The organism is Streptomyces sp. NPDC001380 (assembly GCF_042895785.1).
Lineage (GTDB): Bacteria > Actinomycetota > Actinomycetes > Streptomycetales > Streptomycetaceae > Peterkaempfera.
Genome location: NZ_JBIAWP010000054.1, coordinates 1 through 5,247, shown reverse-complemented (window position 1 = coordinate 5,247; position 5,247 = coordinate 1). Strand labels below are relative to the sequence as shown.

The following is a 5,247-nucleotide window of genomic DNA, read 5'->3' as shown; positions in this document are numbered from 1 at the left end:
CTTGTCCGCCACGTCCGCCACCACACCCAGGTCGTGCGTGATCAGGATCAGGCCCATCCGGTACTCGCGCTGCAGCTCCGCGAGGAGGTCCATGATCTGGGCCTGGACGGTGACGTCCAGGGCGGTGGTCGGCTCGTCCGCGATGATCAGGTCCGGCTCCAGCGCCAGGGCCATGGCGATCATGATCCGCTGCCGCATGCCGCCCGAGAACTGGTGCGGGTAGTCGTTGACCCGCTCCCGGGCGGCGGGGATGCGGACCCGCTCCATGAGCTCGACGGCCTTCGCCCTGGCGTCCTTCTTGGACATGCCCTGGTGCACCCGGAAGACCTCGCCGAGCTGCCAGCCCACCGAGAAGACCGGGTTGAGGGCGGAGAGGGCGTCCTGGAAGATCATCGAGATCTTGCGGCCGCGGATCGAGCGACGCTGCTCCTCGCCCATGGTGAGCAGGTCCTCGCCGCGGTAGAGCACGCGGCCGCCGGCGATCCGGCCGGGGGGCGTGTCGAGGATGCCCATGACCGCCTGCGCCGTCACCGACTTGCCCGACCCCGACTCGCCCAGCACCGCCAGCGTCTCGCCCGCGTCCACGCTGTAGCTGACGCCGTTGACCGCCCTGGCCACACCGTCGCGGGTCTTGAACTCCACGTGCAGGTCGTCGACCTGGAGCAGCGGCGTGTCCGGGCCGTCCGGCGCCTCCGCCCTCAGGGTGTCGGCCGCGGCGCCCGCGCCGGGGGCGTCGTCCACTGTCTTCTTCACTTCGCCGTCGCCTTCCTTGTCACCGCAGCTTGGGGTCGAGCGCGTCGCGCAGACCGTCGCCGACGAAGATGAAGCCCAGGGTGGTGAGCACCACCGCGAGGGAGGGGAGCGTCCACATGTAGTCGTAGACGCCGATGAACCCGCGGCCGACGGCGAGCATGTTGCCCCACTCGGGGACCTCGGGGCTGACGCCGACGCCCAGGAAGGAGAGGGACGCCTCGGCGACGACGGCGGTGCCGACGTTGAAGGTCGCGTAGATCAGCACGGGGGCGATGGAGTTGGGCAGGATGTGCCGCAGGATGATCCGGCGGTGGCCGGCGCCGAGGGCCCGCGCGGCGTGCACGTAGTCCATCTCCCGGGTCGAGAGCACGGAGCTGCGCAGCAGCCGGGCCACGGTCGCCCAGCCGAAGACCGCGAGGGCGATGATCACGGGGGTGACGCCCCGGCCGGTCACGGTGATGATGATGATCGAGCCGATGAGCAGCGGGAAGGCGAAGAACACGTCGGCGACGCGCATCACCAGGGTGTCGTAGAAGCGGCCGAAGTAGCCGGCGACCGCGCCCAGGGTGACGCCGATGATCACGGTCAGCACGATCGAGGCGACGCCGACGAGGACGGCGATGCGGGAGCCGTACACGACGCGGGAGAACTGGTCGCGGCCGAGCGAGTCGGTGCCGAAGAGGTGGCTGCCCGAGGGCGCCTGCAGGGTGTTCATCAGGTCCTGCCGGTACGGGTCCTGCGGGGCGATCAGCGGTGCGAAGGCCGCCGTCGCCAGCAGGAGCAGGACCAGCACCGTGCCGACGAGCGCCAGGCGGTTGGTGGCGAAGCGGTGCCACACCTCGCGCCACTCCTTGGTGGCGGCGACGGCGGGTTCGGCGTTCGCGGCGCCGTGGCTGCCCGCGGTCGCGGCGGCCGCGGCCTCGGCGCCGGCCGACTGGGGACCCTCCGGCCCGGCGGCCTCGCCGGGCTGCCCGGGCACTTTCGCGAGATTGGTCATGGGATTGCGTTCCTCCACTGGCCCGCGGGCCCTAGCCGAGCCTGATCCGGGGGTCGAGTACCGCGTAGAGCAGGTCGACCAGCAGGTTGAGCAGCACGAAGATCAGCACGCCCCAGGTGGCCACGCCGATGATGATGGGGTTGTTCTGCTGCTGGACGGCCGTGTTCATGGCCATGCCGACGCCGTCCCAGTTGAAGATGACCTCGGTGATGAGGGCGCCGCCGAGCAGGGTGCCGAAGGAGATGCCGATGTAGGTGATGACCGGGATCACCGAGTTGCGCAGCACGTGCTTGAGCAGGACCTGCCGGCGCGGCACGCCCTTGGCCACGGCGGTCTTGACGTAGTCGGCCCGCAGGATCTCCAGCATGGTGCCGCGGGTGAGCCGGGCGACCAGGGCCGCGTCCACGAGGGCGAGGGTGAGCGCGGGGAGGATGATCTGCTTGGGGTCGCCCGGGTCGCCGATGACCGGCACCCACTTCAGCTGCACCGCGAAGGTGTTGAGCAGCAGCATGCCGATGACGAAGGTGGGGAAGCCGACCACGATCGTGGTCGCCAGGGTGACGACCGTGTCGAGCAGGGAGTAGCGCTTGAGCGCGGCGACGACGCCCACCAGCATGCCGATCACCATGTCGAAGACGATGGCGACGACGGCGAGCTTGGCGGTGTTGACGAGCTTGGGGGCGAGGATCTCGGAGACCGGGCGGCGCTGGGTGAAGTCCTCCCCCATGTCGCCCTGGACGAGCCGCTTGATGTAGTTGCCGTACTGGACCGCCAGCGGGTCGTCCAGACCGTAGCGCTGGTGGAGCTGTGCGATGACCGCGGGGTCGCGGGCCTTGTCGCTGCCGGCCAGCGACCCCACGGGGTCGCCCGGGATCACGAAGAGGCAGGCGAAGAGGATCATGGTCGCACCGAGGAGGACGACGACCATCTGACCCAGCCGCCGCACGACGTATCTACCCATGGGTGGGGCCTCTCGGGGGTGGGGTGCGCGGGGGCCGGTCGCCGACGAGGGCCGCGGAACGCCGTTGCCCTGGCGTTCCGCGACCCTCCTGTGCGGTGCTGCCGGCGCGCGCGCCGTGCGGGGGACTACTTCGCCGAGACGGCGGACAGCGTGGGGTTCTCGTTGAAGTCGTAGGTGAGGTTGTTCCACTTGGAGGTGTTCGCCAGGCGGAGCTGGGTGCGGTTCCAGAGCGGGATGAGCGCCTGGTCGTCCATGGCGACCTTCTCGGCCTGCTGGTACAGCTTGTAGCGCTCGCCCTGGTCCTGGGTGCTGGCGGCCTGGGACGTCAGCTTGTCGAACTCGGGGTTGCTCCAGCGGCCGCGGTTGTCACCCTGCACCACGTGGCTGTCGGGGTTCTCGTTGATCGAGCTGGTGGAGAGCAGCGGCGTGAGGAAGTTGCCGGGCGTCGGGTAGTCGGCGCCCCAGGCGGCCCGGTAGATGCCGGTGCTGTCGGGCGAGGTCTCCTTGTCCAGCAGCTCCTTGAAGGGGATGCCGTCGAGCTTGATCTTGAGGCCGAGCACGTCCTTCAGCTGGCCCGCGACGGCCTGGACCCACTCCTCGTGGCCGGCGCCGGTGTTGTAGCCGAAGTACAGCTCGGTGCCGGGCTTCAGGCCCGCCTTGGCGGCGAGCTCCTTGGCCTTGGCCTTGTCCTGGGCGACGCAGCTGGCGCAGACGCCCTTCTGGTAGGCGGTCGGGAAGGCCGGCGGCACCAGGGAGTCGGCCGCGGTGAAGAAGCCCTTGAAGACACCGGCCGTGATCGCCTTGCGGTCGATCGCGTACGAGATCGCCTGGCGGGCCTCCTTGCTGGTGAGGGGGCCCTTCTTGGTCATCGGCAGGATGTAGTTCATGCCGTTGGAGTCCCACTGCAGCCACTGGCCCTTGGACTCGTACATCGCCTTGGCGGCGGAGTACTGCGGCACGGGCATCCGGGCCCAGTCGAACTGGCCGGCCTGGTAGCCCTGGTACTCCAGGGTGACGCCGTTGTCCGCGTTGAGGATCGAGATCTCGACCTTGTCGAGGTGGGCCTTGTCCAGGCCGTAGTCGGCGTTGCGGACCAGCGTGATCTTGGTGTTGTGCTGCCAGGGCCCGTCCATCTTGAAGGGGCCGTTGCCGATCGGCATGTCGTTGTACGTCTTGTTGTCCGCCGCGCCGGCCACCTTGGGCACCGGGCTGAAGGCGGTGTGGAAGGTGCGGAGGTCGAACTCGCAGTCCTTCTGCGCGAGCTTGACGAGCAGGGTGTCGGCGGACGGCGCCGAGAGGCCCTTGAAGGCCGTGGCCTTCCCGGACTGGAGGTCGTCGAAGCCGTCGATCTCGGCCATGTGGTAGGCCACGTCGGAGGCGGAGGCCTTGGAGGCGGTGCGGGTCCAGCCGCGGATGAACGCCTCGGCGTCGACCGGCTCGCCGTTGGTGAACGTCGTGCCCGTCTTGAGCTTGAACGTCCACTCGCTGCAGTCGCTGTTCGGCGTGCGGGACAGGGCGAGCCTGGGGACCACCGTGCCGTCGGCCTTGACGTCGATCAGGCCGGTGAAGAGGTTGTGCGTGACCAGGATGCCCTCGGACTCCTGGGCGTTGTACGGGTCGATCGCGGTGGGCTCGCTGATGCCGAGCTTGAAGGTGCCGCCGTCCTTGGCGGGGCCGCCGGCGCCCTGGGAGGACTGGGACGGGCTCTTCGAGCCGGAGTCGCTGCTGCCGCTGTTGCTGCAGGCCGTCACGGCGAGCGCGGCCGTAGCCGCGACCGCCGCCCATCTCATGGCCTTGGTCAGCCTCATTCATCTACCCCTTTGATCGACCGCACAGGAAGTGACGGGAAGGCAACTCGCGCGCGCAGAGCCACTATCGATCACGAAACCCCCTCCTGAGAATCGGGCCCGCGTCACTTTTTCATTACGTGCGCAGACCAAGGCGGGGCAAGGGGTGGAAAAGAGGTGCAAAACAAAACGGAACCTGTAAATCCGATTCTACTTTATCCGGAGACCGGCGTCCGATAAGAGGTCGCGAAAGCCGCAATACTCGTTTATAGAGGCAAAGGAGCGACCAGCATGCGAACCGGCGGCCCGCCCCGCCGCCTGCGCGGGACCGGGCCGCCTGCACGGCGAGGGCGGGCCCGCGGGAACCGCGGACTCCGCCCTCGCCACCCGCCCGCCGCGCCCGCCTACTCCGCGTGGACGACGTCCTTCTCCTCGGCGAAGTGGCACGCCGAGTCGTGCGCCGCCTCGCCGGTCAGCCACGACGGCGCCGCCAGCAGCGGCTCCTCGACAGTGCACCGCTCCTGGGCCTTCCAGCAGCGGGTGCGGAAGCGGCAGCCCGACGGCGGGTTCGCCGGCGAGGGCACGTCCCCCTGCAGCAGGATGCGCTCGCGCTCCTCGCGGGTGGCGGGGTCGGGGACGGGGACCGCCGAGAGGAGCGCCTGCGTGTACGGGTGCGTGGGGTGGTCGTAGATCTGGGTGTCCGTGCCGATCTCGACCATCTTCCCCAGGTACATCACCCCCACCCGGTC

The 5,247-nt window shown here is 69.4% G+C and carries 5 protein-coding genes; all 5 read right to left on the bottom strand.

Annotated elements, in window-relative coordinates; translation table 11 throughout:
* The coding region (locus tag ACFY07_RS28395; protein ID WP_390872415.1) for an ABC transporter ATP-binding protein at positions 1-702 on the bottom strand (702 nt) is incomplete at its 3' end.
* 70 nt (positions 703-772) lie between these two features.
* Positions 773-1,750, bottom strand: coding sequence for an ABC transporter permease (locus ACFY07_RS28390; RefSeq protein WP_390872414.1), 978 nt, complete (start codon positions 1,748-1,750; stop codon positions 773-775).
* Positions 1,751-1,781: 31 nt separating this feature from the next.
* Complete coding sequence (locus tag ACFY07_RS28385) at positions 1,782-2,711, bottom strand: ABC transporter permease (RefSeq protein ID WP_390872413.1); 930 nt, start codon at positions 2,709-2,711, stop codon at positions 1,782-1,784.
* Positions 2,712-2,836: 125 nt separating this feature from the next.
* Positions 2,837-4,519 (bottom strand): ABC transporter substrate-binding protein, encoded by a 1,683-nt coding sequence (locus tag ACFY07_RS28380; RefSeq protein ID WP_390872412.1) that lies wholly within the window; start codon positions 4,517-4,519, stop codon positions 2,837-2,839.
* Between the two features lie 383 nt (positions 4,520-4,902).
* A partial coding sequence (locus ACFY07_RS28375) for an oligopeptide/dipeptide ABC transporter ATP-binding protein (protein WP_390872411.1) occupies positions 4,903-5,247 on the bottom strand: 345 nt, incomplete at its 5' end.